The 17,844-nt window shown below is 64.2% G+C and carries 12 protein-coding genes; 8 read left to right on the top strand and 4 right to left on the bottom strand.

Annotated elements, in window-relative coordinates; translation table 11 throughout:
* Positions 1 to 125 precede the first annotated feature (125 nt).
* The 3 genes from R3280_RS11555 to R3280_RS11545 are packed head-to-tail and all read right to left on the bottom strand — an operon-like array spanning position 126 to position 4,425.
* Positions 126 to 1,742 carry an acyl-CoA carboxylase subunit beta gene (locus R3280_RS11555; RefSeq protein ID WP_318998761.1) on the bottom strand — a complete coding sequence of 539 codons (1,617 nt, stop codon included), beginning with the start codon at positions 1,740 to 1,742 and terminating at the stop codon, positions 126 to 128.
* A gap of 11 nt (positions 1,743 to 1,753) precedes the next feature.
* Complete coding sequence (locus tag R3280_RS11550) at positions 1,754 to 2,620, bottom strand: SDR family oxidoreductase (RefSeq protein WP_318998760.1); 867 nt, start codon at positions 2,618 to 2,620, stop codon at positions 1,754 to 1,756.
* The gene (locus R3280_RS11545; protein WP_318998759.1) at positions 2,617 to 4,425 is read right to left on the bottom strand and encodes an acyclic terpene utilization AtuA family protein; all 1,809 of its coding nucleotides are present in this window, start codon (positions 4,423 to 4,425) and stop codon (positions 2,617 to 2,619) included. The genes R3280_RS11550 and R3280_RS11545 overlap by 4 nt, the downstream gene beginning before the upstream one ends.
* A 163-nt stretch (positions 4,426 to 4,588) precedes the next feature.
* On the opposite strand from R3280_RS11545, the gene R3280_RS11540 reads away from it, so the two are divergent.
* The 8 genes from R3280_RS11540 (at position 4,589) to R3280_RS11505 (ending at position 17,181) form a co-directional block, all read left to right on the top strand.
* The gene (locus R3280_RS11540; RefSeq protein WP_318998758.1) at positions 4,589 to 5,206 is read left to right on the top strand and encodes a TetR/AcrR family transcriptional regulator; all 618 of its coding nucleotides are present in this window, start codon (positions 4,589 to 4,591) and stop codon (positions 5,204 to 5,206) included.
* Positions 5,207 to 5,505: 299 nt separating this feature from the next.
* Complete coding sequence (locus tag R3280_RS11535; RefSeq protein ID WP_318998757.1) at positions 5,506 to 6,564, top strand: hypothetical protein; 1,059 nt, start codon at positions 5,506 to 5,508, stop codon at positions 6,562 to 6,564.
* Between the two features lie 49 nt (positions 6,565 to 6,613).
* Positions 6,614 to 7,624, top strand: a complete 1,011-nt coding sequence (locus tag R3280_RS11530; RefSeq protein ID WP_318998756.1) for a putative solute-binding protein — start codon at positions 6,614 to 6,616, stop codon at positions 7,622 to 7,624.
* Between the two features lie 19 nt (positions 7,625 to 7,643).
* Complete coding sequence (locus tag R3280_RS11525; protein WP_318998755.1) at positions 7,644 to 9,695, top strand: TRAP transporter large permease subunit; 2,052 nt, start codon at positions 7,644 to 7,646, stop codon at positions 9,693 to 9,695.
* 176 nt (positions 9,696 to 9,871) lie between these two features.
* On the top strand, positions 9,872 to 12,526 hold the full coding sequence (locus R3280_RS11520; RefSeq protein WP_318998754.1) for a S8 family serine peptidase: 2,655 nt from the start codon (positions 9,872 to 9,874) through the stop codon (positions 12,524 to 12,526).
* Positions 12,523 to 13,014, top strand: a complete 492-nt coding sequence (locus R3280_RS11515; RefSeq protein ID WP_318998753.1) for a protease complex subunit PrcB family protein — start codon at positions 12,523 to 12,525, stop codon at positions 13,012 to 13,014. Before R3280_RS11520 ends, R3280_RS11515 begins: the two co-directional genes overlap by 4 nt.
* 366 nt (positions 13,015 to 13,380) lie before the next feature.
* Positions 13,381 to 15,276: a DNA topoisomerase IV subunit B gene (parE, locus tag R3280_RS11510; protein WP_318998752.1), complete on the top strand. Its 1,896-nt coding sequence runs from the start codon at positions 13,381 to 13,383 to the stop codon at positions 15,274 to 15,276.
* Positions 15,277 to 15,405: 129 nt separating this feature from the next.
* On the top strand, positions 15,406 to 17,181 hold the full coding sequence (locus tag R3280_RS11505; RefSeq protein ID WP_318998751.1) for an SLC13 family permease: 1,776 nt from the start codon (positions 15,406 to 15,408) through the stop codon (positions 17,179 to 17,181).
* Between the two features lie 41 nt (positions 17,182 to 17,222).
* Here the strand turns inward: R3280_RS11505 and R3280_RS11500 are convergent.
* Positions 17,223 to 17,844, bottom strand: a 622-nt coding sequence (locus R3280_RS11500) for an EAL domain-containing protein (RefSeq protein WP_318998750.1), incomplete at its 5' end; no start/stop codon positions are given.

Here is a 17,844-nt window from a genome sequence, read left to right as displayed (position 1 = left end):
CTGCCCTTTCTCCCGCCTGCGTGGCCTCCCCCCCCCCCTTCCTGTTCTTTTTTTCGGGGCGTCTCCTCAACGTCCCCCCCCCCTCCGCTCCAGTCCCCAAAGTCGAGCCCCCATCTCCGTCTTCTTTAAAACCGCGCCACACCAAAGCTGTTGGGCCGCAGCTGCCGTGCCTCGGCTTCTCGGCAGAGCGACAGCACCAGGGCCAGGACCCGCCGGGTATCCCGCGGGTCGATCAGGCCGTCGTCCCAGAGCCGGGCGGTGCCGTAGAGGGCGGTGGAGCCGTCCTCCAGTTTCTTGGCGGTGGCCTGCTCCAGAAAATCCAGCGTCTTCGGATCCGGCTCCACGCCGCTGCGCCGCTGTTTGTCCTCCGCCACAATGCGCATCACCTTGCCGGCCTGGGCCGGGCCCATCACCGCGGTGCGGCTGTTGGGCCAGGCGAAGATGAACCTCGGGTCCAGGCCGCGGCCGCACATGGCGTAGTTGCCGGCACCGTAGGAGCCGCCAATCACCACCGCGATTTTCGGCACCCGGCAGTTGGCCACCGCCTGGATCATCTTGGAGCCGTGCTTGATGATGCCGTTCTGCTCCGAGTGGGTGCCCACCATGAAGCCAGTGGTATTGTGGAGAAAAAGCAGCGGCGTTCCCGCCTGGTCGCACAACAGGATGAACTGGGCTGCCTTGGTGGCACCAGCGGGAGTGATCGGGCCGTTGTTGCCGATGATGCCCACCGCGTGACCCTCGATGCGGATGGTGCCGCACACGGTCTGGTCGTCGTAACCGGGCTTGAAGTCCATGAAACCGGAGCCGTCCGCGATGCGGGCCAGCACTTCCCGGACGTCGTAGGGCTTCTTGGGGTCGGAGGGAATCACCCCCAGCAGTTCCTCCGCCGGGTAGAGCGGCTCCTGCCAGTCCCGCTGGGGCAGGGGCGCCAGGTGCTCGTTCCAGGACAGCGCCTCCAGGATGTTGCGGGCGTAGCGCACGCCGTCGGCGTCGTCCTCCGCCAGGTATTCGGCGGTGCCGGCCACCTCGGCGTGCATCTGGGCGCCGCCCAGCTCCTCATCGGTGGCCACCTCACCGGTGGCGGCTTTCAGCAGCGGCGGGCCGGCCAGGAACATCTTGGCCTTCTCCCGCACCACGATGACGTAATCCGACAGGCCCGGCTGGTAGGCGCCGCCGGCGGTGGCGTTGCCGTGCACCACGGTGACCTGGGGAATGCCGGCTGCGGACATCCGGGCCTGGTTGGCGAAGCCGCGGGCGCCCAGCACGAAGATGTCGGTGGCGTAGTTGAGGTTGGCGCCGCCGCTCTCGGACAGGGACACCACCGGCAGTTTGTTCTCCAGGGCGATCTGCTGCAGGCGCAGGGTCTTGTCCAGGCCGGCCGGGGTGATGGTGCCGCCCTTGATGGCGCTGTTACTGGCCACCACCAGGCAGCGGATGCCACTGACCACCCCAATGCCTGCGATGATGCCGCCGCCGGCCTGGCTGCCGTCTTTGTCGTCGTGCATCTTGTAGCCCGCCAGGGAACAGAGTTCCAGGAAGGGGGTGCCCCGGTCCAGCAGGCGGTTGATCCGCTCTCGGGGCAGCAGTTTGCCTTTCTTGGTGAACTTGTCCCGGGCCGCCTCCGCCAGGTCCAGCACCTTCTGCTCCACCTCACGGAACAGCTCGATGTGGCTCTGCATCGCCTCGACGTTGCCGCGGAATTCCTCCGACTGGGGGTTCAGGGCCGATTCAATCACCTGCATGTGTGAACTCCTCAGTCGTCCGCCAGCACGTTGGGGGTGCTGCTGCGGTGGAAGCCGTTGAATGGCTCGTTGTTTTTCGCCTTGGGCAGCGGCCAGACCCGGGTGCCCTGGGAGGCGGCGCCGTCGATGCGCAGGGTGTCACCATTGATAAAGGCGGCGGCTGGGCTGAGCAGGAAACAGATTGCGGCGCTGACTTCCGCCTCGGTACCCATGCGCTTGATGGGCACGGCCTCCGCCAGCCCGCGGATCCACTGCTTCATGGACTCGGGGTAGCTGTCCATGCCGCTGGAGGCGATCCAGCCCGGTGCCACCGCGTTGACCCGCACGCCGGAGGCGCCCCATTCCACCGCCGCGGTCTGCGTGAAGTTGACCATGCCGGCACGGGCGGCGCCGGAGTGACCCATGCCGGGCATGCCGCCCCACATGTCGGCGACGATGTTGACGATGGCGCCGCCGGTCTTGGCCATGGCCTGGTTATAGGCCTCCCGGGCCATCAGGAATCCGCCGGTGAGATTGGTGCGCACCACGGTTTCCCAGCCTTTCTGGTTGATACCCGCCAGTGCCGACGGGAACTGGCCGCCAGCGTTGTTGACCAGGCCGTGCAGGCTGCCGTGTTCGGCGATGATGGCCTTGACCGTGGCCTTGACCGCTTCTTCCTCGCGGATGTCACAGGGGTGAGCGGAGGCAATACCGCCGTCTTCGAGGATCTCGGCTTTCACCGCTTCCAGCTTTTCCGCCTTGCGACCCACCAGGGCGACCCGGGCGCCCAGGGACGCCAGCTCGTGGGCGGTGCAGCGGCCGATGCCGGAGCCACCGCCGGTGACGATGACGGTCTGGCCGGCGAACAGGCCGGGTCGAAGTACGGATTGATAACTCATGCTTGGTTTCCTTTGTTCAGGATCGCCCCGGCCACCGGCACGGGCATTTCCAGGAGTTGCTGGGCGAAGGCCTTGCCCTGGGGGTCGATGCGCAGGCTGGCGACGCCGCCACCGCCCAGGCTGTGCTCCAGCAGGAAGTTGAAGGCATCCAGGCCGGGCATGGCCCAGCGTGTGACCCGGCCGGTGTCCGGGTTCAGGGTATGGGCCATCCACCGGGCCACTGACTGTTCGGTCACGGCGGCGGCAATGAAAGGCAGGTATTCGGGCTTGCGGGCGATCACGCCGATGTTGCTGTGGTCGCCCTTGTCACCGCTGCGGGCCCAGGCCAGTTCGATCAGCGGTACGGTGGTGTCGGTATCGGGTTCGGCCAGGGTCTCCGGTTCCGGTGCCAGGCTGGCAGGGTCGAAGCCGCCATCGGTGTCGATCACCACCGGCACGCGCTCGCCGCCCACATCCACCTGGACGGTCACTTCGGTCTTGGGTACCAGGCAGGAGTAGAGCCGGATTTTCGGCCACACCGTGGGCCGGCCGCCAACGATACCGGTGATGCCCGGCGCCATGCCGGTGGCGGCCTGGGCGATTTCCCGGGAGAAGAGCACCTGGGCTTTCTTGTCGGGGTGTGCGACGCTGATTTTGACCACCACTTCCCGGCAGTGCTCGGTGCGGGCATGGGGGCCGTAGGTAGTCTCGGTGCCCAGCAGCTCCACGCTGGTCTCGGTGTAGGGGCCAAAGCCCCGGCTCTCGAACATGCCGGAGGTCTTTTCCAGGATGGCACGGGCTACCCGGTCGGCCTTGGCGCGGGCATCGATACCCGCCAGCAGGAAGGTGACGGTGCACTTGAAACCGTCCGGCCAGGTGCCGGAGACCTTGTAACTGTCTGTGGGCGGCAGGCCGCGGGCACCACTGACCCGAACCCGGTCGCCACCCAGCTCGGTGAGGGTGACCGCGGTGAAATCGCAGGTGACGTCCGGCAGCAGGTAGGCGCGGGGATCGCCGATCTCGTACACCAGCTGTTCCGCCACCGTGCCGCGGGTCACCTGGCCGCCGGTGCCTTCCGGCTTGGTGATCACAAAGTCGCCGTCGGCGCTGACCTCCACGATGGGGAAGCCCATGTCGGCGTAGCCGTCCGCCACCTCCTGCCAGTCGGTGAAGTTGCCGCCGGTGGCCTGGGCGCCGCATTCCACCAGGTGGCCGGCCAGGCTGGCCTGGGCCAGTTTGTCGTAATCGTTCCAGGCCCAGCCGAATTCGTGTACCAGGGGTGCCAGCACCAGGGCGCTGTCGGCAATGCGGCCGGTAATCACGATGTCGGCGCCGGCTTCCAGCGCCGCCACCAGGCCGGGCGCGCCCAGATAGGCGTTCAGGCTCACCATCATGCCGGGCATGGCGGCGCCGGTGGTCATTTCGGTGATGCCGGCCTGGGCCAGGGCTTTCTTGCGGGGCAGCAGGTCGTCCCCCAGCACCAGGGCGATCTTCAGATCCACCCCGGTTTTGTCGCACAGGGCCTGCAGGGCGTCCCGGCAGGCCACCGGGTTGACGCCGCCGGCGTTGCTCAGCACCTTGATGCCCTTTGCCTTGATGTCCGACAGCAGAGGCGCCATCACGGTTTCGACGAAATCCCGGGCGTAACCGGCGCCCGGGTCCTTGAGCTTCTGGCCGGCCATAATGGACAGGGTAATCTCCGCCAGGTAGTCCGACACCAGATAGTCCAGGTTGCCCTTGCTCACCAGTTGCTGGGCGGCGGTTTCGGTGTCGCCCCAGAAAGCGGCCGAGCAGCCGATGCGAAGGGTCTTGCCGGTGGCGGTCATGGTGGCCTCACTGAACGCGGATGTTGGGAAATGATGCAATGAGTATGCTGTTAGGGACATTACCAAGCAAGCGCTTGGTTTGTAAATAACCCGGCAGCAGGTAGAATGGATTCGCCCCCAACAACCAGCCCGAGCCACCGGCCCAAGCCACCAGGAAGTTGCCGTGAACCAGACCGCCATCCTCAATGCCCTGATTGCCGATAACCTGGTGTCCGACCCCGCCGGCGCCCGCGGCCGGCTGCTGAAAGAGGCCGCCCGCCTGTTCCGGGACAAGGGCTACGAGCGCACCACGGTGCGGGACCTGGCGGCGGCGGTGGGCATCCAGTCCGGCAGTCTGTTCCACCACTTTCGCAGCAAGGAGGAAATCCTCAAGGCGGTGATGGTGGAAACCATCCGCCTCAACACCGCCATCATGCAGCAGGCGGTAGAGGAGGCGCAGACCGACCGGGACAAACTGCGGGCGCTGATTTTCTCGGAGCTGGAGTCCATCATCGGCCAGACCGGTGAGGCCATGGCGGTGCTGGTGTTCGAATGGCGCAGTCTGTCGGAGTCGGCCCAGGCCGAGGTGCTGGCCCTTCGTGATATCTATGAGCACCTCTGGCTCGACGTGCTGGGCTCCCTGGCCCGGGCCGGTGTGCTGAAGGCCGACCCTTTTGTGGTCCGCCGTATGTTGACCGGGGCCCTGAGCTGGACCGTCACCTGGTACCGGCCGGACGGAGGTATGACCCTGTCCGATCTCACCGACCAGGTAGTGGCCATGCTGGCGATTGACCGGGGCTGAATCCCCGACTGGCACGCCTGTGCCAGAAGTGTTTTCTGAAAGCCTCTGATTTAAATAAGAAAAATTCCACCCAGGGCGTTTTCGGACGGGCAATTGGCCTGTTCGGCATGATTTTGCGGCAGCAGAGCCATTTTTGTCGGACAGGATTCATCGCATCCTTTTCCCCGCTCGATGAGTAAACGAGGTGTTGCCGTGGGCCCTGCATCACGGAACCCCGATCTGGCGTTGTGATAAAAACAGGCCCGCGAGGTCGGTCTCGACACCCTTACCAATAAAAATAAGCCCGAACAGGACTCATTATGACTCTGGCAAACATTTCGGCACGGCTGCGCCGTGCGGCCAAGACCCTGGCGACCCCGGTTGTGCTGCTGACCGCGGCGGGTTGTTCGTTCCATCCTATCTATACGCCCACGGGCGATGTCCTGGCGGGTTACTCCGAATCCAACGCCACGCCCTACGTGATGCAGATGTCCGACCCGGGTATGGCCTGCAGCCTCGGGGAAAGTCTCGACCCGCTGGTGTACTCCTTCAAGCGGGTGACCTCCGCGCCGGCGGAAACCGGCTCCCTGCTGATGCTGCTGGCGGGCAACTGCTCGGAATACCGGGCCTGGGAAGCGGAGCTTGAATACCTGGGCGCCGACTACGCCGGTGAGGTGCCGGCCGCGAAGGACGCCCGCGAGCGCGCCAAGCGCCTGAATGCCGAGACCGCCAAACGCCGTTACCTGGCCTTCCAGCGCGCCATGGAGGCCTACGACTACGAGCCCGGCAACCCCGATGCCCAGTGTCCCTTCTTCTATGACGACCAGGACGAGATCACCTTCCTGCTGGGTCTGCTGACCGGCATGCAGGCCATCGTCAACGACGCCAACTCCGGCGCCATGGCCGGCGTGCCCCGGGATATCGCGCCCCAGGCCGAGCGAGCGGCCCGCTGTGTCGACAATGAAAAGTGGGCCGGCCTGCCCAACGCCATCCGCGCCATGGTGTGGCTGCTGATCCCCGATACCCGCCCTGACGATGCCCGCGACCCCTGGCTGGTCTTTGCCGAGAGCTCGAAGCTGAGCGTGGACCGGGGCATTCGCGCCGCCATGGCCCTGGAAGTGGTGGCCGCCGAGACCTTTGGCCGCCAGGACGTACGTGAGGATGTCATCGCCCGCTTTGCCGACGCCGACAACCGCATCGACGTCTGGGAGGAATACCAGCTGGTGGATGAGGTGGCCCGCGGGGTCATCCAGTTCTCATCCGACAAGTACTGGACCGCCAACTACGGCTACCGCACGCCCCAGAGCCGTTTCGGCTCACTCAGCGAGCGCAGCGAAACCACCGATGCCGAAGTCATGGACCTGGACGACCTGCTGTAGCCGCCCAGCCAACCGATCGCACAAACATAACAAGACCCGGAGGTCACTCATGTTCCGTAAAACCACCACCGCCCTGATTCTTTCCCTGGCCGCGCCGCTGGCCGCCGCCGAGCCCGTCAAGATGTGTGTGTTCGACGTTATCGGCGCCAACGGCGACATGTACAATATGGTCAAGGATTACGCCCTGGAGATGAAAGCCCACGGCGTGGATTTCGAGCTGCGCCCCTACACCGACGAAGGGGTTGCGGTGGGCGACTTCAACTCCGGCCAGTGCGATGCCGTGGCCGCCACCGACCTGCGTACCCGGCCGTTCAACCGCTTCACCGGCAGCATCAGCGCCGTGGGCGCCATCCCCACCTACGATGACCTCAAGACCGTGCTGGCCACCCTGGCCCAGCCCAAGGCCGCCAAACTGATGAAGCAGGGCGACTACGAGGTCCTGGGCATTGTGCCCGCCGGCGCCGGCTACCTGTTCGTCAATGACCGCAGCATCGATACCGCTGGAGAACTGGCGGGCAAGCGCATGGCTACCCTGGACTACCAGAAGGACGCCATCCACATGGTGAACCACGTCAAGGCCACGGTGGTGCCCTCGGACATCACCAACTTCGCCGGCAAGTTCAACAACGGCTCGGTGGACACCGCCTACGCCCCGGCTTTCGCCTATGAGGCCCTGGAGCTCTACAAGGGCGTTGGCGACACCGGCGGCATTGTGGACTATCCGTTGGCCCAGTTGACCATCCAGATCATTGCCAAGGATGACGTGCTGTCCGACGAGGTGGCGCAGAAGTCCCGGGAAGTGGCCTGGGGCATGTACGGCCAGGCCATGGATCTGATCCTCAAGAACGAGAAGAACATCCCGCAAGAGAAGTGGGTGAAGATCTCCGAGGCCGACATCGGCGGCTACCAGGAAATGTTCCGGGAGAACCGCCTGCAGCTGCGTGACGGCACCGATGGCGCCAGCAAGGTCTATGATCCGCGCATGATGAGCCTGCTCAGCAAGGTCCGCTGTGCCAGCAACCCCGGTGCGTCCGAATGCACCGCAGCTAACCGCGAATAAGCAGGCAGGCTGACCCTCTATGAACTGGCGTGCGCTTTCGGCAGTCAGGCCCACCACGCTCTACCCCGTGCATCGTTTGCACGGGGTGGTGCTCCTGATGCTACTGATGGTTACCCTGCTGTTGGGCATGGGCAATTCCCTGCATTCCCGTCTGCTCTGGATCGGCGAGCAGACCTGGCCCAACTACTACCTGCTGGACCCGGCCGCCCAGGAGCCCACCTGCGACCTGTCCATCAACATCGAGGCCGAGGTGCAGCGGCGCATGGACGCCTACCAGCCCGACCCGGACGCCCTGTTCAGCTCGCCCCCCAATCCGGCCACCCTGCGGGAGTCCCTGCGCAAGAACCTGGAGAATTGCGAGCTCAAGCACCAGGCCTACCAGGTCAACCAGGAGCACGCCACGCCGGCGCTGGCGGTATTCAAGGCTGTCGAGCAGGGCATGGCGGACTTCCTGCTGGATAACATCGACCTGATGAAGTTCCTGTTCATCGGGATGTTCGCCATGGCCGCCGCCATCTCCACCCTGGACGCCGACCACATCGCCCTGCGGCTGCCCCGCAACCGGGCCGAATGGCGCCTGAGCCAGGGCGTACAGCTGCTGGTCAATGGCCTGATGGTGTACTCGCTGCTGTCCTACGTGGGCCGGCTGGCGTCGGCGCCGGACACCGAAGACACCATCTTCCTGCAACAGGCCTGGGCCGCGGTGTTCGGCATGTTCATGGTGATCAACCTGGTGCGGCTGGTGGCCATTCCCGAGCGCATGCAGCCCGGCAAGCTGGTGGCCTCGTCGCCGCTGATCATACCGCTGCACTGTTCCATGGGCCTGATCGCGATGAGCTACTTCCTGTTCATCGACGGTTACAGCTCGGGCCTGGCCATCTACTTCGGCATGATGACCAACCTGTCGTCCATGTTCATCAACATCGGCCTCTACGTGCTGGTGGGCATGGCCCTGAAGCAGACCCGGCTGCCGGAGCTGCTGCTCAACATCATCAAGCCGTTCCAGTTGCCGGCGCCCATGCTGGCCTCGGTGATGATCTTCGCCACCGCCTTCCCGACCGCGTTTACCGGTGCTTCCGGTATCTTCATCCTGGCGGTGGGCGGTGTGGTCTACGATGAACTGCGCCGCGCCGGTGCCGGCCGGCAGCTGTCGCTGGCCACCACGGCCATGTCCGGCAGCCTCGGGGTGGTGCTCAACCCCTGCCTGCTGATCGTGGTGGTGGCCGCCCTGAACAAGGAAGTCACCACCGGTGAGCTCTACGGCTGGGGCCTGTGGGTGTTCCTGCTGTCCGCCTTCCTGTTCACCTTCGTGGTCTGCAAGACCGAGGGCAACTGGAAGCCGCGGCCGGTGCCGGGTGCCTTCCGCGAATCCCTGAGCCATTTCCGGCCGCTGCTGCCCTACGCCCTGACGGCGGCGGCGGTGATCGTCAGTATCTGGCTGCTGCTGGATCTTGGTTTCAACGAGTACAGCGCGCCGCTGATCCTGCCGCTGGTGATGCTGGCGCTGGTATTCCTGGATGCCAACAAGGACAGCCGCGAGCCGGGAGAAAGCCGGGCCCGTGCCTTCTGGACCCGCAGCACGGCGGCGGCCAGCGATTCGGCGGTGCACATCGGGGCGCTGCTGGCGCTGATCGGCTTCTCCATCTGCCTCGGCGGCATTCTGGAGCGCTCCGACATTGTCCACGCGCTCTTCCCGGTAGGCTTGAACAATCCCTGGCTGGTGATGCTGGTGGTGGTGGTAATGCTCACCTGCATCGGCATGGTGATGGATCCGTTCGGCGCAGTGATCCTGGTGTCCGCCACCATTGCCCAGGCTGCCATCAAGCTTGGCATCGACCCGCTGCACTTCTGGATCGTCTGCCTGGTGGCCTTCGAGCTGGGCTACCTGAGCCCGCCAGTGGCCCTGAACCACCTGCTGACCCGCCAGGTGGTGGGGGAGACCGAGGTGCTGGCGGCGGAGCGCACCGGTTCTTTCTGGCACCGATACGAGCGCCTGCTGTTGCCTTTGCTGGTCATGGGCACCACTCTGTTATTAGTGGCATTCGTTCCGATGCTGTTCTATGCCCTCTGACCGGGGGCATTGATGTGACGAAAGCCGCCTCCTTGTGAGGCGGTTTTTGTTTGCGTCGGTATGGGATCCCGGATCGTATGCATAACGTGTAGTCTTTTCCGGGCGGCGGTCTGACATCGGGAAGTCATGGATGCCGTAGAGACTGGGGTGAACCATGAACAGCGAGGCAGATTCCTATGAGGCAGCGATTGACGCAGGGTGGGCTGGCCATTGCAGTGACAGTGCTCCTGGCCGCCTGCAGCGGCGGCTCCGATGGCGGTGGCACAATCGTTGATCCCGCTGACCTTGGCGGCACCATAGCCATTGAGAGCGGTACCCGGGTGGATGTGGACACTGCGGACGACAGCCGTGCCGGGGTGGCCGGCAACAATGACCTGGCCACCAGTGCACAGATCCTGCCGGATACCGGTATTCTCGGCGGTTACGCCAGTCTTGCCGGCGGACAATACTCCGATGGTCCCGGTGGCGGATCGTTCGAGTATTTTGCCGATGGGGAGGACTTTTTCCGGGTTGGCCTCATGAACGATGACCGGATTGCCTTGCAAGTGTTTCCCGAAGGTGAGGGCGCTGTACCCTTCGTGCGCCTGAGTGTTGTGCGCGATGATACCGGTGCCGAACAGTGCAACAGTGGCTGCAGCGGTACCGAGTCCAGTTTTGTTCATGTCATTTCCGGGGCCAGCGGCTCCACGGCCCACACGGTTTCAGTTCGAGCGGAAGACGGCGGCCCATTCCGGTATGTACTGAGCATAACCACCAGTAGTGGGACCAGCTCGATGGTGTCCGGTTATGGCGGAGCGGATTTCGTTGTGGGTGAAGCCGTGGTCAAACCGGATACTTCCGGACAGGCTTTCGGATCTTCCGCAGCGATCGCCCAAGCCATGAACGCCGCTGAAGCCAGGCCTCTGGGGCTGGGGCTCTGGCACGTCAGACAGGCCCCTACCTATCTGACGCGCCAGCTTTCCGGTAGCGAGCGGTTGGCGGCCCAGATGGAGACGCTGGATTGGATTCGAAGTCTCAGGAATCAGCCCGGTGTCGAGTTGGTCGAGCCCAACTACCTGTATGAGGCGCAGCAGGTGACGCCGGAGACCAATCGCCTCTATGACCTGCAGTGGAACATTCCCCTGATCGAACTGCCGTCCGCCTGGCTGGCTGCGCCCAATGCCGGCAGTGGCGTAGGTATCGCGGTGCTGGACACCGGCCTGTTCAGTACGACGCCAAATACCTACGGTAGCTGGCATGAGGACCTGGTACAGAATGTAACGCCGGCCCTGGGTAGCCAGGACTGGGTATCCGCTGAGTTCGATATTGATGGCACGAATGGCCGTGATGATAATCCACACGACCCCGGTGATCTCACCGGCCAGAGCAGTTTTCACGGCACCCACGTGGCCGGCATCGCTTCGGCTGTAGACAATACCATCGGTATCGTTGGCGTTGCGCCAAACTCCGTTTCCATTCCCGTGAGGGTGCTGGGGGTAGACAAGACCAGCGGCCGCACCGTGGGCTCGCTGGATGATCTGATTGCTGGCATTAACTGGGCCAGTACCCAACCGGAGATTCATGTCATTAATCTCAGTCTCGGTGGCGTCGGTGACAGCCAGACCCTGGAGATGGCTATCAACAACGCTTACAACAATGGCAAGCTGGTGGTGGCCGCCGCCGGCAATCAGGGCACCGATCAGCCCACTTTCCCCGCCGCTTTCGAAAATGTCGTTGGTGTTGGGGCGGTGGACGCGGGAGAAGTGCGGGCCGGCTATTCCAACGTAGGGGTTTCCGTGAGTCTGGTAGCGCCGGGAGGTGACGCCAATCGCGACGCCAATCAGGACGGTAATGCCGACCTTATCATCAGCGCTTGGGGTGACGACAGTAACGGCCTCCGCGCCAACTACGCCGGCCTCCAGGGGACCTCAATGGCGGCTCCCCATGTGGCCGGGGTCTATGCCCTGATGAAAGAGGCCGCCGCCAGCAGTAGCACGCCGCGTAATCTGACCCCCCAGGATTTCCGTGCCCTCCTGGAAAATGGGCAGCTCACCGACGACCTGGGGGACAGCTTCCAGTACGGAAGGGGCCTGATCAACGCCCTCAAGTCGGTGGATGCCGCTCTCGATGGCAATATTCCCACGGTGCTGGGTGCCGATCCCTCGGCACTTCAGTTTACTGAAAGCCTGAGCAGTCAGACCGTGACCCTCACCGTATTTCCTGAGGGGGATACAGTCAGTGTCAGCAACGTGACGCCGCCGCCCTGGTTGCAGATTGATCCTGCTCTGGAGCGAGAAGTGGTGGCCGGCTCAACCAGTTTCACCGCTTCGGTCACGGATGCGGGCCTCATGATGGAGGATAACCTCTACCGAGGTGAGATCGAGATCACCTACGGTGCTCAGAACAGGGTCCTGGAAATTCCGGTTTCACTGCAGTTGGGCGAACTGGCGGAGGATCGCAATGCGGGTCGACATTTCGTGCTGCTGGTCAGCACGGATGAAAACCGTGATACGGTTCAGCAGGAGGTGGTCGAGGCTGTCAGCGGCCAGTACACCTTCGCATTCGACGAAGTGGAGCCGGGTGACTACTTCCTGGTGGCCGGTACCGACATGGACAACAACGGTTTCATCTGCGAGAACGGCGAGGCCTGTGCTGAGTACCCGGTTAATGGCTTGCCGGAACCCATCACCATCGGCGACTCGCCCATCAGCGGCGTGCGCCTGACCACCAGCTTCCGCCGCCCCACCATCACCGAGATGGGCCTGCCGCGTGTGGGCTTCGAGGGCTACCGTTTGCTGGGTGACGACAACACAGACGAACCCGTGCGTCGGGTTGAGGGGGCTTTACCATGAACATCCTTTCTCACGGCCTGACCTTGGGCCTGGTTGCAGCGCTGGCGGCCTGCGGCTCAACGCCCTCGGTGACGGTCAACAGCAAGGGCGCGCCGCTGGCCCGCCAGATCACGGCGGCGGACCACTGCGGCCTGACGGCGCCGGGGCTGGTACATATCGAAAACACCTCCGAGCTGTCGAAGTTTCGCCAGCTGCCCCAGCAGAACCTGAACCTGCCGGCGGCCGACACGATTGATTTCGACAGCGAGCACCTGCTGGTGGTGGGTCTGGGTCAGAAGCCCACTGGAGGCTACAGCGTGACGCTCACTTCCTACGCTCTGCACGGGGAGGAGCTGGACCTGGGGGTGGTGGTGAATAAGCCGGATCCGCAGATGATGGTGCCGCAGGTGATTACTACGCCCTGCGCGGTGCTGGCGATCAGTGCTGGCGGTTGGCAGACCCTGGATGTGAACGGCGACGGCCTGGACGAGATGACGGTAAGCCGCTGAACGTCCGTCTCGGGGGCAGAAAACAACCGTTGATCTTTCCGGCCGAATCCCTAAGCTAGTGGGCTTTAGGAGCCTCTCATTAACTCCTGGATGGCCTCTGGCCTTCAGAGCGATTCACAATCAAGGCGCGACTTTGCAGTAATGTCTGGACCTTACAAAAAGTCGCAACACCGAGTGTGGATCGCTCTGAAGGCCCCGAAGGGCGCGCTCTGAAGGCTGCATCTGCGGCGTTGCGGCCCTTGCCAAGGGCTACGGCCATTGGCGGCGAGCCGCGCCTTGCAGCTACAGCCTTCAGAGCACGCAGAGACCATTCAGGAGTTAATGAGAGGCTCCTTAGTTCCTTCGATTCAGAGATGTCGCCGAGTTATGAGCCAGAAAGAATACAACGCCGATGCCATAGAGGTCCTGAGCGGCCTGGATCCCGTCCGCAAGCGCCCGGGCATGTACACGGACACCAGTCGGCCCAATCACCTGGCTCAGGAAGTCATCGACAACAGCGTGGACGAGGCCCTGGCCGGTCACGCCCGCCGCATCGATGTGGTACTCCACGCCGACGGCGCCCTCAGCGTCGAGGACGACGGCCGCGGCATGCCGGTGGACATCCACAAGGAGGAAGGCCTGCCCGGTGTGGAGCTGATCCTCACCCGGCTGCACGCCGGCGGCAAGTTCTCCCAGGGCAACTACAACTTCTCGGGCGGTCTGCACGGTGTCGGTGTGTCGGTCGTCAACGCCCTGTCCAGTCACCTGGAAGTGACCATCAAGCGCAACGGCGAGCTGCACCGCATGCGCTTCGCCAACGGCGACAAGATTTCCGAGCTGGAGGTGATTGACACCGTCGGCAAGCGCAACACCGGCACCCGTCTCAAGTTCACCCCGGATCCGAGCTATTTCGACAGCCCCAAGTTCTCCGTCAGCCGCCTGCGCCACAATCTGCGGGCCAAGGCCGTGCTTTGCCCGGGTCTCACCGTCACTTTCCTGCAGGAGGCCACCGGCGAAAAGGACGAGTGGCATTACGAGGACGGCCTGCGGGATTACCTGCGCACCGCCCTGGCGGACCTGGAAGTCATGCCCCTGGAGCCCTTCACCGGGGAGTTTTCCGGTAACCAGGAGGAAGTGCACTGGGCCATCCAGTGGCTGCCGGAAGGCGGCGAGGGCGTGATGGAAAGCTACGTCAACCTGATTCCCACTGCCCAGGGCGGCACCCATGTCAACGGCCTGCGCACCGGCCTGCTGGAGGCCATGCGGGAGTTCTGCGAGTTCCGCAACCTGCTGCCCCGGGGTGTCAAGCTGTCGCCGGAGGACATCTGGGAGCGTTGCGGCTACGTGCTGTCGTTCAAGATGCAGGACCCGCAGTTCTCTGGCCAGACCAAGGAGCGGCTGTCCTCCCGGGAGGCGGCAGCGTTCGTGTCCGGCGTGGTGAAGGATGCCTTCAGCCTGTGGCTGAACCAGCACACCGCGGTAGCCGAGGCCCTGGCGGAGATGTTCATCAGCAACGCCCAGCGCCGGCTGCGGGCTTCCAAGAAAGTGGCCCGCAAGAAGGTCACTTCCGGTCCGGCCCTGCCGGGCAAGCTGGCGGACTGCTCCGGCGCCGATACCAGCCGCTCCGAGCTGTTCCTGGTGGAGGGGGATTCCGCCGGCGGGTCTGCCAAGCAGGCCCGGGATCGGGAGTTCCAGGCGGTGATGCCGCTGCGGGGCAAGATCCTCAATACCTGGGAGGTGGACTCCGGCGAGATTCTGGCATCCCAGGAAGTCCACGACATCGCCGTGGCCATCGGCGTGGACCCGGGCTCGGATCAGCTCGACGGTCTGCGCTACAACAAGATCTGCATCCTGGCGGATGCCGACTCGGATGGTCTGCACATCGCCACGCTGCTGTGCGCCCTGTTCGTGAAGCATTTCCGGCCGGTGGTGCAGGCCGGCCACGTGTTCGTGGCCATGCCGCCGCTGTATCGGGTCGATCTGGGCAAGGAGACCTTCTATGCCCTGGACGAGCACGAGAAGCAGGGCATCCTGGACCGGATCGAGGCTGAGAAGCGCAAGGGCAAGATCTCGGTCACCCGCTTCAAGGGCCTGGGAGAGATGAACCCACTGCAGCTGCGGGAGACCACCATGGCGCCGGACACCCGCCGCCTGGTGATGCTGACCATCGAGGATGGCGACGATACCGACAGCCGCATGGATATGCTGCTGGGCAAGAAGCGCGCCTCCGACCGTCGGGCCTGGCTGGAAGCCTACGGCAACATGGCGGACGTGGCGGTCTGAGTTCGGTTTCTCCCGGGGCGTCGCCACTCCTTGCGATATAGCTTCGGGTGCTTTCAAAAGCATCGTTTATTCTTTCTGTGTTATCGGCGAATTCGATATGCTGCCGGCTTTTAACCGCGGGCAGATTCTATGGAATGGCAGGGTTGGTTTGCGCTGGGTCTCACCGCCGCGGCGCTGCTGTTGATGAGCGTGGGACGGTTTGCGCCTCACCTGGTGATGATGGCGGTGCTGATCATCCTCAGTGCCATCGGGATCCTGGATGCTGAGCAGGCCCTGGCCGGTTTCAGCAACAGCGGCCTGATCACCGTGGTGGCCATGTTCGTGGTGGCGGCGGGGATCCATCATTCCGGCGGCGTGGACCTGGTGGTCAACCACCTGCTGGGTTCGCCCCGTTCCCAGCGTCGGGCCCAGGCCCGGATCATTTTCCCGGTCGCCGTGTTCAGCGCCTTCCTGAACAACACGCCGGTGGTGGCTACCATGATCCCGGCCGTCCACACCTGGTCCCGCAAGATCGGGATCGCACCCTCCAAGCTGATGATCCCGCTCAGTTACGCCGCCATTCTGGGCGGCACCGTCACCCTGATCGGCACCAGTACCAACCTGGTGGTCAACGGCCAGTACCAGGACCTGACCGGGGGGCCGGGCTTTTCCATCTTCAGCATCACCGCAGTGGGCCTGCCCGTGGCCATTATCGGCCTGCTTACCATGCTGCTGGTCATGCCCCGGCTGCTGCCGGACCGCAAGGACCAGCAGAAATTCGGCTCGATGCGGGAGTTCACCCTTGAGGTAGCGGTTGCCCTGGACGGCCCACTCGTTGGCAAGACTGTGGGCCAGGCCGGCCTGCGCGACCTGGACCGGCTCTACCTGGTGGAAATCGAGCGTGATGGAAGCGTGGTAACCGCTGTGCCCTCGGAAGAACGCCTGCAGGGTGGCGACCGCTTGGTGTTCGCCGGTGATACCCAGGCCATCTCCGATCTGCTGCGGATCAACGGAATCGTGCCTTCTGTCCATGATGACGAACCCAGCCTCAGCAAGGACCGGGCAGAGCGCCGCCTGGTGGAGGCGGCGTTGTCGCCGCAGTCGGATGTGCTGGGTCTGACCATTCGCGACGCCCGCTTCCGGGACCGCTACGGTGCCGTGGTGCTGGCGGTTGCCCGGGGTGGCGAGCGGGTGTCCGGCAACCTTGGCAATATCCGCCTCAAGCCCGGCGACGTCCTGCTGCTGGAGGCCCGGCCGGCCTTCGTCAGCCGCCAGCGCTATGCCAAGGATTTCCTGCTGATCAACGACCTTGGCACCGAGGCGCCGCGCCACGAGCGAGCCTATCTGGCCTGGGGCATCCTGCTGTTGCTGATCGCCGCCGTCACCGCAGGCCTGCTGAGTATGCTCAACGCTGCCCTGGTGGGTGCCGGCTTGATGATTCTCACCGGCTGCTGCTCGGTGAGCCAGGCCCAGAAGTCCGTGGATGTGCCGGTGATCCTCACCATTGCCGCCTCCTTTGCCCTGGGTTCGGCTCTGGAGGTCACCGGTGCTGCCAGCTATGCCGCCACGCTGATCCTGTCCGCCAGCAGTGGCGATGTGCTACTGACCCTGTTGCTGGTCTACGTCGCGGTGTCTGCGCTGACCGAGGTGGTGACGAACAATGCGGCGGCGGTGCTGGTGCTGCCGATCGTGCTGTCGATGACGGCCACCCTGGGGGCGCCGGCAGAGCCTTTCGTGATCGCGGTGATGATGGCCGCCTCCGCCAGTTTTTCCACGCCATTGGGCTACCAGACCAACATGATGGTGTTCGGTCCCGGGGGCTACCGGTTCAGTGATTTCCTGCGGGTGGGCACACCCATGAACCTGTTTATCGGGGCGGTGACGGTGGTGGTGATTGCGCTGGTGTACGACATTCCGCTGGCCTGAACCGTGGTGGAGAAGGGGCCGTCAGGGCGGCGTACAGGAGCCTACTGCGCCAGTATGTCGCAGCAGAGCACCCGGGTCTCGCCGTTCTGCAGGTAGGCCAGAGACAGGGTCACGCACATGTAGGCGCCGGTGATGGAGAGGTAGGGCCGGGTCACCTGGATACGGTCGGGCTGGGCCAGGGCCTGCTTCAGGTAGTGCTGGCGGTACCAGTCGGCACTGGTGGTGTTCTCCAGGGGGCGGAAGCGGGGGTCCAGGTTGTGGGGCAGGGTGCTCGACACCAGGGTGTCGTCCACCTGCACGCCGGACTCGTTGATCAGATAACAGCGAGATACTGTGTGGTGACCCAGCAGCGCCGCGCAGGCGGTTTGCAGACTGGCGCCCTTCCTGAGCTGGTCCACCGCGTTCTGGAAGAAGCCGCTAAAAAAGTCGGTGATCTGCTGGGTGGGGTCGAGCTGGACCCGGTTCCGGCTCTTGTAGTCGGTCAGCAGGCGCTCCAGGTCGGGGCTGTCGGAGTCGATATTGGCCAGATCCAGGCTCGGTCTGGAAAAGTAGAAGCCCTGCACGAAGTCCACGCCGGCGTCGATGGCGATCATCGCCTGGTCGTGGCTCTCCACCCCCTCCAGCAGCACTAGGCAACCGGACTGGTGCAACAGCGAGGCGATG

Source organism: Marinobacter sp., assembly GCF_033722195.1.
Classification (GTDB): Bacteria; Pseudomonadota; Gammaproteobacteria; order Pseudomonadales; family Oleiphilaceae; genus Marinobacter.
The sequence above is the reverse complement of the archived record's forward strand: the minus strand, read 5'-3'. Positions and strand labels throughout refer to the sequence as shown.

Bases quoted from the DNA above. Each gene is read 5' to 3' on its own strand.
- R3280_RS11555 (WP_318998761.1), bottom strand. From the start codon at position 1,742: ATGCAGGTGATTGAATCGGCCCTGAACCCCCAGTCGGAGGAATTCCGC.
- R3280_RS11550 (WP_318998760.1), bottom strand. From the start codon at position 2,620: ATGAGTTATCAATCCGTACTTCGACCCGGCCTGTTCGCCGGCCAGACC.
- R3280_RS11545 (WP_318998759.1), bottom strand. From the start codon at position 4,425: ATGACCGCCACCGGCAAGACCCTTCGCATCGGCTGCTCGGCCGCTTTC.
- R3280_RS11535 (WP_318998757.1), top strand. From the start codon at position 5,506: ATGACTCTGGCAAACATTTCGGCACGGCTGCGCCGTGCGGCCAAGACC.
- R3280_RS11530 (WP_318998756.1), top strand. From the start codon at position 6,614: ATGTTCCGTAAAACCACCACCGCCCTGATTCTTTCCCTGGCCGCGCCG.
- R3280_RS11525 (WP_318998755.1), top strand. From the start codon at position 7,644: ATGAACTGGCGTGCGCTTTCGGCAGTCAGGCCCACCACGCTCTACCCC.
- R3280_RS11520 (WP_318998754.1), top strand. From the start codon at position 9,872: ATGAGGCAGCGATTGACGCAGGGTGGGCTGGCCATTGCAGTGACAGTG.
- R3280_RS11515 (WP_318998753.1), top strand. From the start codon at position 12,523: ATGAACATCCTTTCTCACGGCCTGACCTTGGGCCTGGTTGCAGCGCTG.
- parE (WP_318998752.1), top strand. From the start codon at position 13,381: ATGAGCCAGAAAGAATACAACGCCGATGCCATAGAGGTCCTGAGCGGC.
- R3280_RS11505 (WP_318998751.1), top strand. From the start codon at position 15,406: ATGGAATGGCAGGGTTGGTTTGCGCTGGGTCTCACCGCCGCGGCGCTG.